The following is a 19,800-nucleotide window of genomic DNA, read 5'->3' as shown; positions in this document are numbered from 1 at the left end:
TTAATGAACCGCCAAAATTTCCACTTCGAAGATCACTGTATGACCCGCTAAAGGATGATTAAAATCTACCGTCACTGAGTCACCAGTAACGGCTCTAATAATTCCTGGAATTTCACTCCCATCTGGCTGAGCAAAAGCAATGATATTGCCCTCTTCTGCCAGCGCATCGGTACCAAATTTACTGAGTTCAAAGTGCTGAATATTATCAGGATTACTCAGGCCAAAAGCTTGCTCTGCTGGCAGTTCAAATTCACGTTTATCCCCTGATTTCAAGCCTAGCAAACAGGTTTCGAAACCTTCAGTTAAGCTACCATCCCCCAGCACTAGTTGCGCGGGTTTGGAATAATTGTAAGTACTTTCAGCGATAGTGCCATCTGACAATTTCAACACAAAATGCAACTCAACCGTACTACCTTGCTGGATCATTTAGTGTCCTTAGAATGAGAACTAAATAGGCTATCAAGTACCAATAGCACTGCGCCAACACAGATGGCTGAATCGGCAACATTAAAAGATGGCCAATGGTAACTCCCGATATAAAAATCTAGAAAGTCGATCACATAACCAAAAACCAAGCGATCAAATACGTTACCAACGGCACCGCCAAGCACCAGAGCATAAGCAATCGCCTGCCATTTTTGGGCTACCGAAGTTTTCTTCATCCACCATAGCAACAGGCCACTAACCCCAATCGCTATGGCAGTGAAAAACCAGCGCTGCCAACCACCAGCGTCACTGAGAAAACTAAAAGCTGCACCGTAATTACGCACCGAGACCAAATTGAAAAACGGTGTAATTGGCAGCGACTCATACAAATTAAAGTTAGCTGCGATTGCATACTTAGTGGCTTGGTCAAGCGCAAAAACCAATACGCTCAACCACAGCCAACGCAAGCCGGTCGCTGAAACTTCAGTCATAGCAGCTTGCTTATGCATAGTGACGAGACTCTCCTTCGCCAGCCACATTACTCACACAACGTGCGCACAAATGTGGATGAGCCTCTGTTTGACCAACATCTTCTCGATGGTGCCAACAACGCTCACATTTCTCAGCTTCGGCAACTTCAATCTGCACTTTCATATTCGCTAACTCAGTGCTCGCGGCTTCTGCACCAGCAGATTCTAGGGTATGTAAGCTAACCTCAGAGGTTAACAATACAAAGCGTAACTCATCACCCAGCAAACTTAATAGTTGCGCCAATTCAGTATCAACATAGAGGCTTACTTTCGCTTCTAAGGTGCCACCGATCTTCTTATCACGACGCGCTTGTTCAAGGTTTTTATTTACCTCATCACGAATGGTGATTAACTTCGCCCAAAAATCATCGTTCATCGCGCTATCTTGCGCTAAAGAACTCAAACCTTGATACCAAGTTTCGGTAAACACAAATTCGTTGCGCTGACCAGGCAGAGCCTGCCAGATTTCATCGGCAGTAAAGCTCAAGATAGGCGCTATCCAGCGTGTTAATGCCTCCGCGATATGGTACAAGGCGGTTTGACACGAACGACGCGCTAAACCATCGGATTTAGCAGTATACTGACGATCTTTAATGATATCTAAGTAGAAGCTACCTAACTCGATTGAGCAGAAGTGCATTAATTTTTGATACACCACATGGAACTGATATTGCTCGTAAGCTTCAACGATTTCTTGTTGAACTGCAGCGGCACGCCCCACCACCCAGCGGTCAAGAGCCACCATATCTTCACTAGCGACCAAATGTTGCTCAGGTTCAAAACCAGCTAAATTTGCTAACAAGAAGCGTGAAGTATTCCGAATACGTCGATAGGCATCGGCGCTGCGTTTAAATACTTCATCAGACACACTCATTTCTGCAGTGTAGTTAGTTGATGCGATCCACAAGCGTAAGATATCAGAACCAAGTTTGTTCCATACGTCCTGCGGTGCAACACCATTCCCCAATGATTTTGAAAACTTATGACCGTTGGCATCAACCGTAAAACCGTGAGTTAACACTTGTTGGTATGGTGCTTTCCCATTAATGGCAGTCGAAATCATTAATGATGATTGAAACCAACCACGATGTTGATCTGAACCTTCTAGGTACATATCGGCGGCATGGCCATTAAACTCTTGACGCGCAGCAACCACACTTGAATGGGTAGAGCCAGAGTCAAACCATACATCCAGAGTGTCTTCAACCTTACGATAACTAGCCGCTTCATCCCCTAATAATTCAGTTGCATCTAAATCCCACCAAGCCTGAATACCGTTCTGTTCAACGCGTTTCGCTACCTCTTCCATCAACTCGACAGCGCGAGGATGCAACTCGTTAGTTTCGCGATGCACAAATAGGGCAATTGGAACGCCCCAAGTACGTTGGCGAGAAATACACCAGTCGGGACGATTCTCAACCATGCTTTCGATGCGACTCTGGCCCCAATCAGGGATCCATTGAGTATTCTTAATTTCTTGCATCGCCTGCTTGCGCAAACCATTTTGGTCCATACTGACAAACCACTGCGGAGTAGCACGGAAAATAATCGGCGTTTTATGGCGCCAACAATGTGGATAACTATGACGATAAGCATGATGGTGTAATAGAGCACCCGTTTCTTTCAGCTTTTCTACAACATTGTCATTGGCTTTAAATACATGCTGACCTGCAAAAAACTCGGTGTCGGCAAGAAACACACCATTGTCACCTACTGGATTTGCAACTTCTAAGCCATACTTTTGACCGACTGCGAAATCTTCTTGACCGTGGCCAGGAGCGGTATGTACACAACCAGTACCCGATTCAGTGGTCACGTGGTCGCCGAGAATAATCGGCACTTCAAAATTGTAGAACGGATGCTTCACTTGAATCAGTTCAAGCGCAGCCCCCTGGCAATACCCAAGCGCATGAAAGTGAATTGCGCCAAAACGCTCAACACACTGCTCCATTAACTCACGCGCCAAAATAACCCGCTGTTTGCCATCCTCGGTTTCAATTTGAACCAGCACATATTCAAGATGTGCATTCACAGCCACGGCGCGGTTCGCAGGCAAGGTCCAAGGCGTAGTGGTCCAAATCACCGCAGAAATTGGACCTTCACCATCGGCACCTTGTGGATGATCAAATTTTGCCAGCAACGCCGCTTCATCAACCACAGCGAAACGCACATCAATCGCAGGAGAATTTTTATCTTCGTACTCCACTTCCGCTTCTGCCAAGGCGCTACCACAATCAGTACACCAATGTACTGGTTTAGAGCCTTGCATGAGGTGCCCATTGTCAATGATTTTTGCCAAGGCACGAATAATGTTCGCTTCGGTATCAAAATTCATGGTGAGGTAAGGATTAGCCCAATCGCCAAGAATCCCCATCCGAATAAAATCCTGACGCTGACCATCAATTTGTTTAGCGGCATATTCACGACATTTTTGACGAAACTCGGCTGCCGTCACTTTTTTACCCGGCTTACCGACTTTTTTCTCAACCTGTAACTCGATAGGCAAACCATGGCAGTCCCAGCCAGGAATATAAGGCGAATCGTAATCAGACAGGGTTTTCGATTTCACGATAATATCTTTTAGCACCTTATTCACCGCGTGGCCCAAGTGAATATTGCCATTCGCGTAAGGAGGGCCATCGTGTAAAATAAAGCTCTTCTTACCCTTTTTGGCCAGCCTAATTTGGCCGTATAGATCCTTTTCACTCCAACGCTTTAGCATTGCAGGTTCACGGTTTGCCAAATTACCACGCATTGGGAACTCGGTATTGGGTAGATTAAGAGTATCTTTATAGTCGCTCATCGAATTACTTTTCCAGTCGGTTACTCTGCAAGGCCATAGTAGGCTTTTGCTCGCTTAATATCGAGATTCACCTGAGCTTTCAGTGCGTCAAGCGAATCAAATTTTTGTTCATCTCTTATTTTCAACTGCGGCTCAACCACTAAACGTTGGCCATACAGGTTGGCATCAAACTCAAATAAATGGGCCTCTACCAATAAATCTTTACCATTTGCAGTCGGCCGCCAACCGATGTTAGCAATGCCAGAAAATCGATGTTCAGGCAGCTGCTGAACATAAGCTTTAACCGCAAATACCCCGTGAATAGGGCATACATGACGAGCCACTTTTAAATTAGCGGTGGCAAACCCCAATTGACGTCCTAACTTTTGACCGTGAATGACTTTGCCATTAAAACTAAACTTTCGTCCTAATAACTGCCCAACAGTATTAAAATCAGACTCTGCTAAATACTGACGTAAACCAGTACTGCTGACTCGTTGATGATTAATACAAAACGAGTGAGTTGCCGTTACATCAAAACCGTAACGTTGCCCCGCAACTTGTAAGCTCGAAAAATCACCAGCACGCGCCTTACCGAAGCGAAAATCATCGCCAACAGCAAGGTATTGAATACCCAGCAATTCAACTAACAACTGGCGTACAAAATAATCGGCGCTCAGTTCCGCAAATACTTGATTGAAACGGACCACAAGTAGCCGGTCTACACCCAACGTTTTCAACTGTTGGTATTTATCACGAAAGCGGCTAATTCGAGCGGGCGCTTGGCGTTTAGCAAAAACCTCTAAGGGCTGGGGCTCGAAAATCATCACCACAGCGGGCAGACCTCGCTGGCGAGCCTGTTCGACTAAACGTTTAATGACTTGCTGGTGACCTAAATGAACACCATCAAAATTACCAATGCTCAAAGCACAGCCATAATGACGTGCTTTTATATTGCATATACCGCGAATTAACTCCATTCCGGCGCCTATTTCATCAAAAACCGACGGATTATAGCTTGTTTAGCCGCCAGTTACAGCCCCGAAACTGCTTTTCAGGTGAGCTAATCGGATCCCCAAAGCAAACAGTAAAATAAGATATACGATGACCGCAACGCCAATATAGCTGAGCAAATGCAACATACTGCTATGCCAAGCGAGGCTAAACCATTGTTCTGTTGTTGGTGACAGCCAAGCAATCGCAGCCCCCATCACAATCGATGCAAGGAGAATGCGAGCAATACACCAAGCACTGGCGCGACTCATCTGATACACCCCTTGAAGGTGTAAACCTCGATATAACAGACTAGCATTCAATACTGCAGATAAAGCGGTCGCAATGGCAAGGCCAACATATCCGTAGGGGATCGCAAAAATCAAATTAAGCCCCATGTTACTGACCATCGCGATGATGCCATATTTAACAGGGGTTTTAGTATCTTGTCGGGAGTAATAGCCTGGCGCTAAAATTTTAACCAACATGAAAAATAGTAAGCCACCACTATAAGCCACCAGACTATAGGATGCGTTGAGGACATCTTGAGGGTCAAAGGCACCACGCATAAATAACACCTGTAGAATGGGTTGTGCCAATAGCGCCATGCCCACGGTTGCCGGAATCCCCAAGAAGCACACCATACGTACAGCCCAATCCATGGTTTGCTGAAACTGTTTTGGATCGCTATCCACATGGCGTTGCGACAAGCTTGGTAAGATCACCGTGGCAATAGCAATGCCGAACAAGCCGAGAGGAAACTCTAATAAACGATCGGAGTAATACAACCATGAGATTGAGCCCGTAACCAAAAAGCTCGCGATCAAGGTATCTAATAGCAAGTTGATTTGACTCACCGACACCCCAAATAAAGCAGGGATCATCAAGGTTCGGATCTTCGTCACCCCTGGGTGCTTCCAGCCCCATTGAGGTTTACTCAATAAATTTAGTTTCAACAAAAAAGGCAGCTGAAACAAGAACTGGATCAGACCACCAAAAAAGACCCCCATCGCCAAACCGATTTCCGGCTGCTCAAGATGCGGAGACACAACAAGCGCAAAACCAATCACTGCGACGTTCAATAACACGGGAGTGAAAGCAGCCACGGCAAAACGGCCAAAGGCATTTAAAATGGCCCCAGATAAACCAGTAAAGGTGACAAACCATAAATAAGGAAAAGTAATTTTTAAAAGAAAAGCCGATAATTCAAATTTTGCTGCATCGGGCCCATCTTGTAGCCAAGAAATAAACCATCCCGTGCCAAACAAGGCCGCGATTAATGGCGAGCCAATAATGCCAAATAGAGTCACAATGGTAACCGCTAAACCTAGCGTGCCACTTACCTTGGCAATCAACAAACGCACTTCATCTTCACGATTATTTTGTTTGTACTCGGTCAGCACCGGGACAAAGGCTTGAGCAAACGCACCTTCGGCAAATAATCGACGTAAAAAGTTTGGTATTTTGTTCGCAAAGAAAAATACATCAGCGGCAACGCCTGCCCCCATCAAATTCGCAATCACCACATCACGAACCAAACCTAACACCCGAGAAATCAAAGTCATACCGCTCACAATGGCGCCCGATTTTAACAAGGTTCTACTCAATGCACTGTCCTGTAGCCAATTTATACAAATTCCTCTGCCCTAACATTAAAAATGCTGGTAGAATCGCGCCACAGTTTACCCGCCTATAGAGATCGATGCTACGACCATAACGTTTAGTTAGGTTTTACTTGCTTGGATTTTATAGTTGGTTAAAAATTGTTTGACATAAACATGAAAAACGGGCATATTCCACGGCCTTTAAATTCATAATTCCAAGACAAAGTTCAGGAGTTAACCTTGGCTAATACTAAGTCAGCTAAAAAACGCGCTATCCAAGCTGAAACGCGTCGTCAACATAACGCTAGCCGTCGCTCCATGATGCGCACTAATTTGAAAAAAGTTATTGCAGCTATCGACGCAGGCGATAAAGATGCAGCTCAAGCAGCATACACTGTTGCTCAACCTATCCTAGACCGTTACGCGTCTAAAGGTTTGATCAGCAAAAACAAAGCAGCTCGCCATAAGAGCCGCATTGTGGCTAAAATCAACGCACTTTAATTTAAGGTGCTTGAACAAAAAAACCGACTTTAAGTCGGTTTTTTTATTGGTGAAATTAAGAAGAAACTTAATCCGCACAGTATAAATCATGAAGCTGAACCAGAACTGCTTTTGCCTCTTTACTCGCTAAAGCATAATAAATGGTTTGCGATTCTTTACGAGTCATCACCAACTGATCTTTTCTTAACCAAGCTAAATGCTGAGATAAAGCTGATTGGCTTAATTCAACTCGTTGATTTAATTCACCAACTGTTAACTCCCCTTCTAACAAATGACACAAAATCATCAAGCGGTTCTGATTCGCCAAGGCTTTTAGTAGCTTCAATGCTGGTTCAGCATTTTTCTGCATATTTTGTATATTCATCTGCAAACTCTAAAATATTAATTATCCAAACTATACGTGAAATGACCAAATTCAGCTAGCTGGATCGAGCAATGGAGTCGCCATGGCCGCGGTATTGAACATAAAAAAGCCGCTCGAAAGCGGCTCATTTATCGTTCCGACTCCGTTACAAAGCAGTGAGCGAATAAGTCATACTCAAATCATCTAATTCCAGTAAATAATCGCCAACAACATCGGTATAAATATCGGCCCCCGCTTCTTCCAGGATACCATCGGCTTCATTATCACCGAGGTTATAAGACCAATCTCCAACCGTATCGAACTTGAAACGCTGTCCGCTTTGCCCATCAAAACTGATAGTCACTTGCCAGATGTTATCTCTGACTAAGCTCATTGCGGTATTTTGCCAAGCATTAGCGGTGCCTCGAAAATACAAGTTCTCGAAATTAGCAACGAAGTTGGCATTGGGGTCCACTACTGTCACGAACACCGACGCTTGACCGGTTTTATCGCCATCGTCAGTAACCGTTAAGCTAAGCTCATAAGAGCCTACGGCATCGTAAGTGATGGTCGTGGTTTCAGTATTTGCACCATTACTCCACAAGTAACCGGTAATGCTGCCATCACTGTCACTAGAGGCTGCGGCACTATAGCTAATGCTTTGACCAATATCGATTTGTGTTGCAGACGCAGTGATCACCGCAGTTGGTGCTTGATTTACATTCTGCTCAACAATGCGATAAGCAAGCTCTTGATCATTCACTTCAACCCAATAAACGCCAGAGACCGCAGTGAAAATATCACCGCCGCTTTGCTCTAACACGCCATCACTATTGTTATCCCCATAGTTTTGACTCCAATCACCATTAACATCAAACTTAAAGCGTTGCTCTGTTTGGCCATCAAAATCAACCAATACTTGCCAAGTATGATCCGCGATGAGGCTCATCGCTGAGCTTTGCCAACCATTCGCAGTGCCACGGAAGTAAAGTTGCTCAAAATTAGCAGCGAAATTTTCCGTCGCAAGACTCAAGAGCACTTCTGTTGAGGCTTGCCCCTCATCATTATCCGTGACCGTAAGCCCGACCGTCATGCTTTGATTAACAGTAACGTCAATCTCCGCGGTGGTTTCGCCAGTGCTCCATAAATAGCTAAGCACTTGACCGTCTTCATCGAAAGAACCTGCCGCACTTAAGGTCACCACACTACCGGCAATCACGGTTTGACTGGCGGGACTAATCACCGCAATTGGCAATACATTTTCAGCAACATTTAAGGTCACCGAAGCGGTATTCGTTTTCCCGGCATCGTCGGTCACGGTCAGCGTAATAGTTTGCGTTTCAGTCACCGTAAGTGTAATGCTTTGGCTGGTTTCACCAGTACTCCAAGCATAGCTGCTAATGCTTCCGTCACTATCGCTAGACCCCGCAGCACTTAAAGTCACCTCGGTGCCGACTGCCACCGTATGGCTAGCAGGAGATATCACCGCCACTGGGGCGATATTACCGTCAACGCCATCGGGGATCCCTGCTAAAATCACGCCACCGGCAACCTGCCAATCACCTTCACCTGCACTGTAATTAGCCCCCCCATTATTATCCCAAGCGCCACTACAACTGTTCGCGACAAATTCAAGCTGATCAGCATTGTCTAAATCAATGCTTAAGCGATACCAATTATCAGCAAGACTTTGCATTGCCACTCCCGGTGCCGTTGTCCAAGTTAATCCGCCATCAATACTGTAATGCAAACACACTTGTCCCCAACCATTGCTGTCCTGGTAGTACACGCTGGAAGTGACAGTTTGTCCAATGATCCGATAGCTCACACTGGTAGACGCTTTTTGCCCCACACTATCGGTCACGGTGACTGAAATGGTAGTCCGCTCATTCAGAGTGAGTGTAATTGTCGGCGTCGTTTCACCAGTGCTCCAAAGATAGCTCGCAATAGGGCCTTCACTATCCGTTGAACCGGCAGCGCTTAGGGTAACCACTGTCCCATGTGCGACCTCTGCATCACTTGCATCAATATCAGCAACTGGACGAGCATCTCCAATAATCACATCATCGGTAAAGAACATTGCTTCACCTGCAACGCTACCGTTGACATCTTCCACCAGCTTACCATCGACGTGACTGAACTGACCCGCGCCAACATAAACTTGTTGAATAGCCGAACGCGTGATATTACCTTTGCTATCGCGCGCTTCAATATAGTAATCAAGTAGCTGCTCTTGAAAGTCCTCGATATAGCTGAAGTACATGTTGCCGATTTTGTCTGCCGGAACCACCTCAAATATTTCCTTGCCCGATGGCTGCCAGCTCACGCCGTTGATATCGGCACTTAAATCCCGTTCACTCATCGCAAAAGTCTGCCACTCGCCAACCCGTGAAGGGTCAACATTTGGATCGCTACTATGGGCACTCGGATCGTATAATTTAAAGGTTTTATCGGTGGCTGTTGCCCACTTATCCTTATGTACCCGAACCTTTACCTTGATGTCTTGAATATCACTCACATCGTAGCCATAGGTATAGATGGCAAATTTAGTATCGGCGTAAACCTTCGCCCAACCCTCGGCCTTACTCGCGTTGGCGCTGCCTGGATTATAAGGGTAGCGCTGCGGCCACCATAAAGAAGGCCCAGTTTTATCCTGACTCAGATTTGCTTCCACATAGGGAACAGAGAAGTGTAGCGATTGATTAAACGACACTGTGGGTTTCACCCCATCATCAATATTCTCATCATAATAACCAAAGCCCGAATCAATCGATGCTAATAAGAAGTACCAGCCTAGCTCCGCAGGATTAGCCCCACCCGCGTAATTGTTCGCAGGATCTCCTTTCAGCGGAAACGACATCATCCAGGGATTCAATTGATTACCTGGGTAGGTCACTTGATGGTCACGTTCGGTACTTGGGCTCCAATAATTAGGGTTATTATCCAACCAAATTTGCTCAGCGGTCTTGGCATAGTTCTCCGCGGCTTGAAGCAACGCAAAATTACGTTCTAAATAATGATATCCCAATTCGAGTGAGACCATATGCTCACGCGTGGCGACAAAGTCGGTGCCATTGGCGGTGTTAAAGTCCGCCATTTGCCCCTTCCAAACCCCCATTGGAATATGCCAATGATACCAAGTTGGATCTGCGGAAGAGTCTCGAGTATCGATCCACGAGCCATCTTGAACATGTACCACATCCTCGGCAGGGATCGGGTGCGCGGCCAAATATTCCTCTACCCCCATACCTCGAACCGTAGTATCCGCATAAGTTACATTCCCCGAATTCGCCCAAGTGTTTCCATCACCAGCACAGCCAGAAGAATTATCACCATCGTGCGCAATGGTAAAGAACTGAGTCCGCCCTAAGCTTGCCGCATCATCAACAAATGGTTTAATGACATCAGCGGTCACTTTACACTGATATCCTTCTTCCCAAGAGCTCGCTTGTTCAACCGGAATACCGGCAACTTTGTATTGCTCACCGCTTTCAGGATCGACATACTGCACCCAATGAGGGATCGAGGCGAAGGGAAATTTATTAATGGTGTTTTGCTGTTCATTAAACATGTGCAACTCGGTCCACGCCCCGATATTACTTTCATTCTGTAAGTCCGCTCGATTCGGTGGAGAAATTAAAGTATCGACCCCCGGATCATTTAAATAGGGATAATCACGTAGGGTTCGGGAATAATGCACATTACCCAATACCGACCATTCAATCCCCAGTTTATTTAACACTGGGATGATCCGCTCGGAAAAGCCGAGCTCAGTCGGGAAGAAACCTTTCGATGACTTAAAGGCGTCACCTAGAAAATAATCTTGCGCTAAAGTTACATTTTGATAAATCAAATCTTTTAGAAAGTACTCATTACCCACTAAAGGCCCCATTGTATGGTGACCAGAGAAGTGAATGGTATCTAATGCATTAAAACCGCCTGAGGTTTTAGTATTCGCTTGAACCTCTCGCCAATGCGCTCCCCAACCTAGGTTATATCCGTCTAAATTAGCCAACTCGGCAAAACTTTGTACGTTATTGATCACCGCGGCCGACATGGTGACATGAGTTTGGCTCTGTGGATGATTACCATGATTAGACTTCGCGGTATCCATGGGCCAACTCAGGTAGGCGCCTGTTTTAGCATGATGCTGATAATACGAGACCAAATCATCATGAGGCATCGGCGCCCCGGAGCTTGGAATAAAAAAACTATAATTTGCTGGCGGGTTTTGTTTTAAGTTAATCACTTGACCGTCGTAGGCATAGCGAACCGCCTCCCCGACCGCAAGATTATCGTATTCACTGACATCGTAATAAGGCCAGAAATTGGGCATGTGATTATGGTAAATATGAGTTGCAGCGATTTCTGCATGCGCAGAGACCGACGCTGCCACCATCGTGATGGCGAACATCTTTTTCATGATTTGCTTCCTTTCCCGCACCATAGCCATAGACATAGCTATTCGATACGCTTTACTTGCTGATTAAAATGCAGAAGCCAAACATGGGTTTGTAGGCCGTTAAGCCGATTATATTTAATTGCCCTATAACGGTTGGATCCTGCGTATTTGATGCCTAAGGCATCACTTGTGAAGTAGAAGTTGAGATGGACTCTACTCCACAAGGCTTCTGTACTTCAGCTCAAAAGCGAACAGGCGAAGTGATTAAGCCATTACGCAGAGTTATCAGAAACATTCAGTATGCTAGTCGCCTTGACGCCAACACTTATTATATAAACCGGAATTCGCTTTGAGATGTAAGCGAACCTTCGACGTTACTTTATAGTTTTAGCAACACTAGCGGGTATACCTTCAATTAAGAAGCAACGAAGTCGATAAACTCGTCAAACATCAAATAAACACAAACAACTTAGTGATAAATTTGATATTTATCACGAAAGCTATCATTTATATTTGAGGAATGGTAAAGATTGCTTTTTGAGAAGAGGATTATCTTGTAAAACCTAAATTTTAACCGCCGAGGCTCTGTATTACATCCAGACTATGTTGATGTTTTTCATCGGCAAACAGCTGCGAAAAATCGGTATTACATAAGCGCCTCACCGAAGGATGTTGAATCATCCGTTCGGCAAATAACAGATGATATTCTTCTTTGAGATCATCGGTAACGCCTAGTAAACGGGTATTAGGATTGGCCAACATATCTCCAGTGTAAATTGCAGGAGCAATAAAAATACCATCGGTATATTCGCCAAATGCTTTCATTAACGCGGCATCATCAAATTCAGCCAATACCGATACCTTTAAACCCAATTGCTCAAACCAAGCCCATAATTTACGACCCAAAGCACTTCGGCGACCAGGCAATAACAAGCTACGCTGCTCTAAACAGGCTGGAAAAGGCAACAAAGGTAAGGGTTCGTTGGCGAAAAAAGCAATACTGCTTTCGCCTAATTTTTTACTGAGTACCCCCTCTTGCTTCGCATGATCTAAGCCGCAGTCGGATAAAATCACATCCAACTTATGTTCAGCGAGTTGCGACAGCAGTAATTCGTGAGTCGATTCCACGCAACGTAAACGAATATCACCATCAGGCGGCACCGTAGATAATAAGATCCGACTCGCCAAACGCTTAGATAATGCATCGGCCACTCCGACTTCAAATAACAACTTTTCTTGTTGTGAATAATTCACAATATCCAGCATTTCGTAGCTTAAACTAAACATTCGGTCAGCATATTTATAAACCAACTGACCTAGCTCGGTCCGAGTGATTTTCGGACCGCGCCGAGTGAATAATTCCCCAGCAAGACGTTGCTCAAGTTGTTTAATTTGGCCGGTAACGGTTTGTGGTGTAATAAATAAGGCTTCTGCGGCAGCCGTCACCGACCCTCGTTTGCAGGTCATCCAAAAATAGTAAAGGTGGTTATAGTTTAAATGCGACATGTATGACCTAAAAGCAATCCCCTCTGGGGATTGCGTTGATGATTTTAAATGACCTTTCCCCTTGCTAAATGGAGGAATTTTCCCATGATTGACCCAGCCTAGTTTGCGCAGAGTTGCGCAAACTTTTAGCTTCTTTACGAGTCGAGCCATGTAATAAGCCATAGCCAATCAATGCAGCAAGTACCGACCCACACAATATAGCTAAACGGGATAAAGCTATCAATTCACTTTGCCCGTTAAAGGCAAGTGAGGAAATGAATATTGACATGGTAAAGCCAATTCCACATAACACAGCTGTCGCAAATAACTGTTGATTATTCGCACCAGCGGGCAACTTTGCAAAACCAGCCCTGATGGCTAAACGACAACAAACGTATATGCCTAAAGGTTTACCCACCAACAAGCCCAGAATAATCCCTAAAGCAAGCGGGCTTTGAAAACTCGCCAAGCTAATGCCAGTGAGAGGGACACCTGCGTTGGCAAAAGCAAAAATAGGCACAATAATAAAACTCGAAGCTGGATGTAGGGCATGCTCAAGTGTCTTTAGCGGTGAACCACCGGTTTTCGCTTTCAAGGGGATCATAAAGCCAACAATGACCCCAGCTAAGGTCGCATGAACCCCAGATTTTAATACCGCCACCCAAAGCACAGCGCCGAGCAGTAAATAAGCGCTTAAGCCTCCGTAACCTCGACGATTCAACAATAACAAACCAGCACTTGCCGCTAACGCCCAAAGCGCCGGAATAATCGCCAATTCACTGGTATAAAATAGTGCGATGACTACAATCACGCCAAGATCATCACTGATCGCCAGAGCCAAGAGGAATACTTTTAGGCTCGCTGGAACACGTTTACCTAATAAAGCCATGACCCCTAGGGCAAAAGCAATATCGGTTGCCGCAGGGATCGCCCAACCTTTCGCCAACTCCGGATCAGTGCCATTAAATATTAAATAAATCGCCGCTGGCACCAGCATGCCACCAACCGCAGCAACCACTGGCAACAATGCTTGTTCTTTCGAAGAAAGCGCTCCTTCGATGAGTTCGCGTTTAACTTCTAAACCGATGACTAAGAAAAAAATCGCCATCAAGCCATCATTAATCCACAACAGCAAAGGTTTATTGATATCTAATTCAGCGATCCTCAGCTGCAAAGGAGTCTCGAGAAAAGAGAAATAGACAGGAGATAACCAAGCGGTATTGGCCATCACTAAAGCCAATACCGCAGCCACCATCAACAAAATACCACCAGCAGCTTCTAATCTTAAAAAACGATCAATAAATTGTTTCATAACAGCCCACTAAAAAAAGAATGGTTATTTTACCCAGCGAGCAAGTAATTGATATTCACTTCTAATGAGCCTAAGCATCGGTATTTCCGATAATAAAGAAGATAGACTGTAGTTTATACAGCAATGTTCGGCATAAAGATCTATTTTGACTGTAGATGACGAGTGAGATTTAGCTGAGCGCTAGATCCGAAAGAGAAGGAAAATTAAATGCAGAAAGAGAAAAGAACTTAAAATGGCTCATACGCTCAAATAGGTGCGAGATGGCAGGTTAAAGACTTAAAGGAGACTTGCAAAAATAGCGGCGGCCAAACTTAAGGCCGCCCCCATATAACAACCAATAGCAGTCGCTGATTACACCGAAAATGGGTAGGCGATAGGGTCATGATACTGATAGCCACTGACCTCAAAATCATCAAGAGTGACCCAAGTTTCCAAATCTTCCAATGTTTTGATCTTCGGATTAATATGCAACTTTGGAGCCGCAAAGGGCTCCCGCTTCAGTTGCACCTCTTTCATCAACGCCAGTTGGTCTTCATAAATGTGAGCGTTAACAATCTTATGGTAAGCCTTACCAGGTTTGTGACCGGTAATCTGCGCCATCAAAGCCAAAAAAGTAAAGACTTGAATTTGATTGAAATTTTGTCCTAAAGGCACATCACAAGAGCGCTGACTAGAAGTTAAGTAAAGACTATCTCCAAGCAAGGAAAAGGTATGAGTATGCATACAAGGACGCAAACAACCAAGATGAAACTCCCCTGGGTTGTAAAACGATAAGATCTCACCGCGATCATCAATCCCCTGGCTTAAGTCATCCACAATCTTACGCAGTTGATCAACTTCTCCACCATCGGGTTTAAGCCAAGAACGGCCCTGAACACCATATACTCGCCCCATATCATTTTCGCCTTTGCGAGCAGGGTTGTTTAACCATGCCTGATTTTCGTTGGCATTGGCTAACCAAGTTGGCGTACCTAAGGCTTTAAACTCGGCAGCATCATTCAGACCCCGAATATAGCCGAGCAATTCAGCAATGGCCGCCTTCCAATAGCTCTTACGAGTGGTCACCAGGGGAAATTCATTATTTGCTACGTCATATTCGAGATCAGCATTAATCACCGTCAAACAACGCTTACCGGTGCGCTCATTTTCAACCCAAGTTCCCTGTTCAACAATCCGTTGACATAAGTCTAAATACTGTTTCATGCTTTGCTCTCATTAGAGTGACGTCGATAGGCCCAGGTGATAAATAATGCGCCAACAATCACCATCGGTAGAGATAACAATTGTCCCATGCTCATCCCAAAACTGAGTAAACCGAGCTGACTGTCGGGCTCACGGAAAAACTCTATAGTGAAACGAAAACAGCCATAAGTGAGTAGAAATGCTCCAGAAATAGCCCCCATGGGTGGCTTACGTTTTGCGTAAATCAATAAGATGAGCAGTAGTGCAATCCCTTCAAGAGCAAACTCGTATAGTTGCGAGGGATGACGAGCGACTAATCCGCCCGAGGGAAATATCATGCCCCAAGGCATATCAGTTGGTCGTCCCCATAACTCGCCATTTAAAAAATTGCCGATCCGCCCAGTCGCTAAGCCAAACGGGATCAAAGGCGCGATAAAATCGGAGACGGTAAAGAAATGACGTTTGGTATGTCGCGCAAACCAAAACATCGCGGTAATCACGCCGAGTAAACCGCCGTGGAAAGACATTCCACCTTCCCAGATTTTAAATAGATAAAGTGGGTTGTCTAAAAATAGTGGTAACTGATAAAACATCACGTAACCAACCCGTCCGCCAAGAATCACTCCGAGAAAACCATAAAATAACAAATCACTAACTTCGGCGCGAGTCCAGCCGCTGCCAGCTTTATCAGCCATGCGATTACCTAACCACATCGCAAACATAAATCCAAGTAAGTACATTAAGCCGTACCAACGCACGTCTAATGGGCCAATACTAATAGCAATCGGATCAATCTTAGGAAACACCAAAGGAGTAGACACAATAAGTAGCTCTATTTAACGAATATAAAGAAAGGGCATTTTGCAGTGAATCACAAGATGAAACAAGCGTATCAAGCAAGCTTATCCATTAATGTTTACTTACACGAACAAACTGCGATAACTGTTGCTTATCTAAGTAGTCATAAAGTATCTGGTAAATTGCCGACCCCGTTTGACTCGCCAATACCTTTTCTTGTAACTGAGCAAAATCGGCCTGCTTCACATGACGAACAATGTATTTAATTTTAGCCAGATTAAAACTACTCATACTTAAACGACTATACCCCAGAACCAGCACCAATAAAGCGCCCACAGGGTCCCCTGCCAGTTCACCACAAAAACTCACTGGAACATCATACAAATTGGCTTGTTCAATTATGTGCTTCAGCGCTCTCACGACCGCCGGATGAAAGGTATCAAACAATTCAGCGACTCGGGTATTATTACGATCCACCGCTAATAAATACTGGGTTAGGTCATTGCTGCCCACCGACCAAAAATCAACGCGCTGCGCTAACTCTGGCAACAAAAACAACACCGAAGGGACTTCCAACATCACCCCATATTTCGGCGGTTCTGGCGGTTCCTCTAAACTAAGTTCTTCAACCACTTCTGCCCAGGCTTGTTCCAGCAAACGAGAAGACTCATCGACTTCGTTCAAACTACTAATCATGGGTAACATGATCGACAAATTACCGCATTCGATGGCAGCTCGAAACATCGCTCTCGCTTGCACCAAGAAAATTTCAGGGTGATCTAACGTCAGTCGGATACCACGCCATCCCAAAAATGGGTTTTCTTCAACAATAGGGAAATAAGGTAACTGTTTATCGCCCCCCACATCGAGGGTACGCATACAAACATTCTTACCTTGATAACTGCTTAAGATATCGCGATAACGAACAAATTGCTCTTCTTCAGAAGGAAAACGATCTTGCATCAAAAATGGCACTTCTGTGCGATATAAACCGACGCCATCGGCACCCGCATTAATTGCAATATCGCTGTCAGCACTCAAACCTGCGTTAATTAATAACTCAATGGCTAAGCCATCTTGAGTGACTGCTGGTTTATCCAATTTCTGCTGAACCAGACTATTAAGCTGATCTTCTTGGGCAAGAAGCTTATTGTACTCGTCTTTTAAGAGTTGGTCTGGCTCTACAAATAACTCCGCCGAATAACCATCTAGCAATAATTCACAGTCTTGCAACTTATTCACATCGAAACTCAAGCCCATTAAGGCTGGCACCCCCAAGGCTCGAGCCAGAATAGCAGCATGAGAATTCGCCGCACCGCGTTGCGACACGACGCCAGCGAGTAAATGCCGAGGCACCTGAGCAAACATTGTCGCGGTCACCTCTTCAGCAACCACAATCACGGGTTCCGAGGGTAACAAGCCAGCACTAGGTCCCATTTGCAAAGCGTGTAATAAACGTAAACCAACGTCTTTAACGTCAATTGCCCGCTCCTTCAAATAGGGGTCGTTCATCTCGGCAAATAAATTAACATAGTGTTCAACGACCAAACGCAAAGCTGATTCGACATAATAACCTTGAGTTATTTTTGCACGAATATCTCCGGCCAAGCTAGCGTCAGCTAACATCTGTTGATAAAAATCAAAAATTGACGCGACGTCTTTTGGTAACTGCTCAGACAATTTAATCGCCAGACTATGAAACTCATCCCGAGCAATATCTAAGGCACCATTAAAACGTTGTAACTCAATATCAACATCTTCACACTGCTCAATCCGTTGCTGTTCAAGCGCCCCGGTTGAACGGTTTAACCAAGCTTTAGCAATCGCAATACCACTCGAACTGGAACCAGCCTTAATCGCCTCGGCCCATTTCTTTTTCTTGGAGGGCGCATTAAGCACCGCGTGTAGATCAGAATTCGCGAGGACTCCCGCTAAATGAGTCGCCAAAGTCACCAAGAATGACTCTTCACTCTGATCAAAGCTTCGCGCCTCTGATTGCTGGACGACCAATACGCCCAGTACCTTACGCTGATGGGTAATCGGCGTACCTAAGAAAGAAAAGAACCCTTCTTCCGCAGTTTCAGGAAGATATTTAAAATGCGGATTAAGCCGAGCATCGGCCAAGTTGATCGGCTCTTCGCGTAAGGCCACCTGACCAACCACGCCTTCGCCAAGGGGCATTGCCGCCTTACCAATAGCGCTGGCGGCTAGGCCTTCTGTCGCTCGCAGAACTAAGCGTTTTTGTTGATGATCCATGACATATACCGAACAACAATCGGTTTGCATCGTATAACGGATCTTCGTAACTAAAATAGCCAAAGCACTGTCGAGAGTATCGGCATTGCTTACCTGTTCAACAATGGCACGTAACTCTGCTAACACTTCTTAAGCTCCTTTACGTTTCTTAAAACGTCGCCGTTTATCTTTATTTGGTACCTTATCTGTACGGTGATAAGGCATTGCCGAAATCACAAACTCTTTGAGAGCACGACGATATACTTCTCGTTTAAATGATACGACTTGCCGAACCGGATACCAAAAACTCACCCAGCGCCAATCATCGAACTCTGGGTGTCCACAACAATCAAATTTAATACTAGATTCTTGACCCACTAGACGCAGTAAAAACCACTTTTGTTTTTGTCCGATACAAACTGGCGGACTATCCCAACGAATTAAGCGCTTCGGTAATTTATAACGCAGCCAATGTTTGGTTGTTGCCAAAATTTTTACATCTTGCGGCAGCAAGCCTACTTCTTCATGCAACTCACGATACATCGCTTGTTCAGCCGATTCCCCTTCATCAACGCCACCTTGGGGAAACTGCCATGAATGTTGACCATATCTACGTGCCCACAATACCTGACCACGCTGATTACAAATAACGATGCCGACGTTGGGGCGATAACCATCCCCATCAATCACTGAAACAACCTTCAGCTAAAAACTATAGATAAGTGATTCTTTCACAGATCGTCAAGCTCGGCAAATACGCTTATCACAAAGGAACAAAATTGTAATAACACCCGCTTAAGCAAAGTTATTCGATTTATCTGTGAGAAAAACTGTGTATAACTTGGGATAAAGCCCAAAACTAACATATTCAAACAATAAAAATCTAAAAAACAATATACATAAAATACAAAATAACATTAAAAATCAAAAACTTAATTTAAAATGGGAAATGATTTTTCAAGTTTATCTAGATTCGCACTGTTCATAACTTTAATTGTTTAAAAAACCAACACATCTCCATAAAACGTGTTTATTCTCATCAGATCGCCTTAATTATAGACATCCTGAGTTAAATAGAGACTTTCTGTGTATAAAATACTAGTTAATAACAATTAACAATAGTTATCCATAGATAATGTGGATAAGGTTGTTTGTAAGTCTAAATTAGCTATGAATAACGTTTAACTATCCACCAAGCGATTCAAAG

The 19,800-nt window shown here is 44.6% G+C and carries 14 protein-coding genes; 1 reads left to right on the top strand and 13 read right to left on the bottom strand.

All coding sequences use genetic code 11. From position 1 onward, the window contains the following. Genes fkpB through murJ form a run of 5 tightly spaced genes read right to left on the bottom strand, consistent with a single transcriptional unit; the run spans position 1 to position 6,338 of the window. Positions 1-426 carry an FKBP-type peptidyl-prolyl cis-trans isomerase gene (gene fkpB / locus ACRRS0_RS04960; RefSeq protein ID WP_432454301.1) on the bottom strand — a complete coding sequence of 142 codons (426 nt, stop codon included), beginning with the start codon at positions 424-426 and terminating at the stop codon, positions 1-3. Continuing rightward, entirely contained in the window at positions 423-935 is a 513-nt protein-coding gene (lspA, locus tag ACRRS0_RS04955) for a signal peptidase II (protein ID WP_432454303.1), read from the bottom strand. Before lspA ends, fkpB begins: the two co-directional genes overlap by 4 nt. Continuing rightward, the gene (gene ileS / locus ACRRS0_RS04950) at positions 928-3,759 is read right to left on the bottom strand and encodes an isoleucine--tRNA ligase (protein ID WP_432454304.1); all 2,832 of its coding nucleotides are present in this window, start codon (positions 3,757-3,759) and stop codon (positions 928-930) included. Before ileS ends, lspA begins: the two co-directional genes overlap by 8 nt. A gap of 20 nt (positions 3,760-3,779) precedes the next feature. Beyond that, positions 3,780-4,718: a bifunctional riboflavin kinase/FAD synthetase gene (gene ribF / locus ACRRS0_RS04945; protein WP_432454305.1), complete on the bottom strand. Its 939-nt coding sequence runs from the start codon at positions 4,716-4,718 to the stop codon at positions 3,780-3,782. A 42-nt stretch (positions 4,719-4,760) separates the two neighbouring features. Next, positions 4,761-6,338, bottom strand: a complete 1,578-nt coding sequence (gene murJ, locus ACRRS0_RS04940; RefSeq protein WP_432454306.1) for a murein biosynthesis integral membrane protein MurJ — start codon at positions 6,336-6,338, stop codon at positions 4,761-4,763. 237 nt (positions 6,339-6,575) lie between these two features. On the opposite strand from murJ, the gene rpsT reads away from it, so the two are divergent. Continuing rightward, entirely contained in the window at positions 6,576-6,836 is a 261-nt protein-coding gene (gene rpsT, locus ACRRS0_RS04935) for a 30S ribosomal protein S20 (RefSeq protein ID WP_432454307.1), read from the top strand. A 67-nt stretch (positions 6,837-6,903) separates the two neighbouring features. On the opposite strand, the gene ACRRS0_RS04930 is transcribed toward rpsT, so the two are convergent. The 8 genes from ACRRS0_RS04930 to rppH form a co-directional block, all read right to left on the bottom strand. Further along, a complete protein-coding gene (locus ACRRS0_RS04930; RefSeq protein ID WP_432454308.1) occupies positions 6,904-7,200 on the bottom strand; it encodes an ArsR/SmtB family transcription factor in 297 nt (98 codons plus the stop codon). Positions 7,201-7,345: 145 nt separating this feature from the next. Next, entirely contained in the window at positions 7,346-11,602 is a 4,257-nt protein-coding gene (locus ACRRS0_RS04925) for a PKD domain-containing protein (protein WP_432454310.1), read from the bottom strand. 549 nt (positions 11,603-12,151) lie between these two features. After that, the gene (gene nhaR / locus ACRRS0_RS04920; RefSeq protein WP_432454311.1) at positions 12,152-13,087 is read right to left on the bottom strand and encodes a transcriptional activator NhaR; all 936 of its coding nucleotides are present in this window, start codon (positions 13,085-13,087) and stop codon (positions 12,152-12,154) included. A 64-nt stretch (positions 13,088-13,151) separates the two neighbouring features. Beyond that, entirely contained in the window at positions 13,152-14,378 is a 1,227-nt protein-coding gene (gene nhaA, locus ACRRS0_RS04915) for a Na+/H+ antiporter NhaA (protein WP_432454312.1), read from the bottom strand. Positions 14,379-14,729: 351 nt separating this feature from the next. Then, complete coding sequence (locus tag ACRRS0_RS04910) at positions 14,730-15,581, bottom strand: thymidylate synthase (RefSeq protein WP_432454313.1); 852 nt, start codon at positions 15,579-15,581, stop codon at positions 14,730-14,732. Further along, positions 15,578-16,384, bottom strand: a complete 807-nt coding sequence (gene lgt, locus ACRRS0_RS04905) for a prolipoprotein diacylglyceryl transferase (protein WP_432456095.1) — start codon at positions 16,382-16,384, stop codon at positions 15,578-15,580. The genes ACRRS0_RS04910 and lgt overlap by 4 nt, the downstream gene beginning before the upstream one ends. A gap of 85 nt (positions 16,385-16,469) precedes the next feature. Further along, positions 16,470-18,740 carry a phosphoenolpyruvate--protein phosphotransferase gene (gene ptsP / locus ACRRS0_RS04900; protein ID WP_432454315.1) on the bottom strand — a complete coding sequence of 757 codons (2,271 nt, stop codon included), beginning with the start codon at positions 18,738-18,740 and terminating at the stop codon, positions 16,470-16,472. A 3-nt stretch (positions 18,741-18,743) separates the two neighbouring features. Then, positions 18,744-19,283, bottom strand: coding sequence for an RNA pyrophosphohydrolase (rppH, locus tag ACRRS0_RS04895; RefSeq protein WP_432454316.1), 540 nt, complete (start codon positions 19,281-19,283; stop codon positions 18,744-18,746). Positions 19,284-19,800: the final 517 nt, after the last annotated feature.

It is taken from the genome of Agarivorans sp. QJM3NY_29 (assembly GCF_050870835.2).
In the GTDB taxonomy this organism is placed as follows: Bacteria; Pseudomonadota; Gammaproteobacteria; order Enterobacterales; family Celerinatantimonadaceae; genus Agarivorans.
The sequence above is the reverse complement of the archived record's forward strand: the minus strand, read 5'-3'. Positions and strand labels throughout refer to the sequence as shown.